The following is a 293-nucleotide window of genomic DNA, read 5'->3' as shown; positions in this document are numbered from 1 at the left end:
TGCAGCTAAAAAGTCTGATGATTTTTCAGCTTCATTAGGGCAAAGTTCAACTATATCAAACCCAACCACATTTTTTTCTTCAAACACCTGCTTTAAAAAATCTAAGGTTTCATACCATAATAAACCACCTGGTTCTGGCGTACCTGTACTTGGTAATATTGAAGGATCAAAAGCATCAAGATCAAAAGTAATAAACACGTTATCTGTCATTTGTTCAATAGCTGAATCCATCCAAGTATCATCAATAGCCATTTCGTGTGCAAAGTATGTTTTATCTAAATCCATTACCGATT

1 protein-coding gene is annotated in these 293 nt (G+C 34.1%); it reads right to left on the bottom strand.

Going from position 1 to position 293, the window contains the following annotated elements; all coding sequences use genetic code 11:
• On the bottom strand, positions 1-293 hold a 293-nt coding region (locus tag FUA24_RS01060; RefSeq protein WP_187388122.1), incomplete at both ends, for an arginase family protein.

The organism is Seonamhaeicola marinus (assembly GCF_008085455.1).
Note: the sequence above shows the minus strand (reverse complement) of the source record. Positions and strands in the feature narration are given on the sequence as shown.